Raw genomic sequence first — 1,356 nt, forward strand, 5'->3', positions numbered from 1 at the left:
GACAATTACCACAAACCTAAAACCGACAAAGCGCTTTTTTCAATACCACGCATAACGCCGCGCTTACCGGCGAGAAAAAGCAAAGCTTTTTTGAGTCCAGGCAGCTTGCTGCCGATGGTAGAGCGCTTTGTTAACTTTTTGTATATTCACGAGCCAAACCTCTTAAATCACGCGCACTATTCTGATTTATGTTTTTATACCACTCATTTAGTACATTCGCAACGCTGTAAGACGACTTAAAATCACTCGATATTAAATCTAAATAAAGATCTGATCCCAGCTCTGATTCTAAATGATTAGCCTCGTAAACATACAGCTCAAAGTCTTTGATATTTACATGCCCTAAAATCAGATCTAAGAGTAGACATTCAAATTCCGTCAACTCACTATTTATATTGAGCATAGTTAAAAAATTAACTTTAATATTTACTAACCAAGATTCAGAAGATTGAAATTTTTCATAACCAGGAAAACCTCCCGAACTTTCAACACTATATGTAAGGTGAACCACCGCAATATAGCCGCCTTCAAATTCGAAAGCAACATCATCGTTGCTGTCTGATTTAGCGAAACATTTTGCTTTCAATCCGTAAAGTCTGTGAGATGGATGTAACTCTCGCGCAAGTTCCTCTTCAAAAAATCTAATACGTTTTTTATCTGTAAGTAAGTACCAAGGTGGATAAGTTTTCATAGAAGTTAACGCCGCAATTACCGGCCGGAACGTAGTTGTTTATTTTGTGCCAGCGTAGCTGAAAAGCACAAAACAAACAACGTAGTGGAGGTCCAGCCTGCGTAGCGGGCGATGGTAGATTGCTTTGTTAGTTGCTGACGATATGTTTTAACCATGCAATACTCACATCCTCTACGATTTGATCGACTGACTCGTCGTATTCGGCTCTCCATTTTATGTTGATAAGATCACCTGACCGGTCTATTTTGTAAGGAATCCCCTCGCTTATGAAAGCTTCTTCATACATGGCCAGATGAAGTTCATTAACTACTCCTTCAGCGGCAATATTGTTGGGATTATTGATGCCCTCATGAAGGAACGCTCTTTTTATCGAGCGAACTTCTGCGGTTTCTCTAATGTCATAACCAATATATCCTTCGCTATCCATAAAGGCGCTTGATACACCTCCACTTCTGAGCTTCTCTAATAGAACGGAATTTTCATCCAGGGTGCCAACACTGAAGGTTCCTTTTTCCTCAGCATCACTTCCGCGCTCGAAACTACATGCAGTGATCGAGAAAATAATTAATAAAACAAATAGTATTCTCATGTTGGACTCGCAACTAACGCCGCGCTTACCGGCGAGAAAAAGCAAAGCTTTTTTGAGTCCAGGCAGCTTGCTGCCG

At 40.4% G+C, this 1,356-nt stretch carries 2 protein-coding genes; both read right to left on the reverse strand.

Annotation, left to right across the window (positions count from 1 at the left end):
• Window positions 1–130: 130 nt before the first annotated feature.
• The gene (locus IDZ20_RS05785) at window positions 131–691 is read right to left on the reverse strand and encodes a hypothetical protein (RefSeq protein ID WP_188150482.1); all 561 of its coding nucleotides are present in this window, start codon (window positions 689–691) and stop codon (window positions 131–133) included.
• A 127-nt stretch (window positions 692–818) separates the two neighbouring features.
• On the reverse strand, window positions 819–1,356 hold a 538-nt coding region (locus IDZ20_RS05790; RefSeq protein WP_188150483.1), incomplete at its 5' end, for a hypothetical protein.

This window comes from Teredinibacter waterburyi (assembly GCF_001922985.1).
Lineage (GTDB): Bacteria > Pseudomonadota > Gammaproteobacteria > Pseudomonadales > Cellvibrionaceae > Teredinibacter > Teredinibacter waterburyi.

Excerpts from the sequence above, each read along its gene's own strand:
- IDZ20_RS05785 (WP_188150482.1), bottom strand. The coding sequence starts at position 691 with ATGAAAACTTATCCACCTTGGTACTTACTTACAGATAAAAAACGTATT.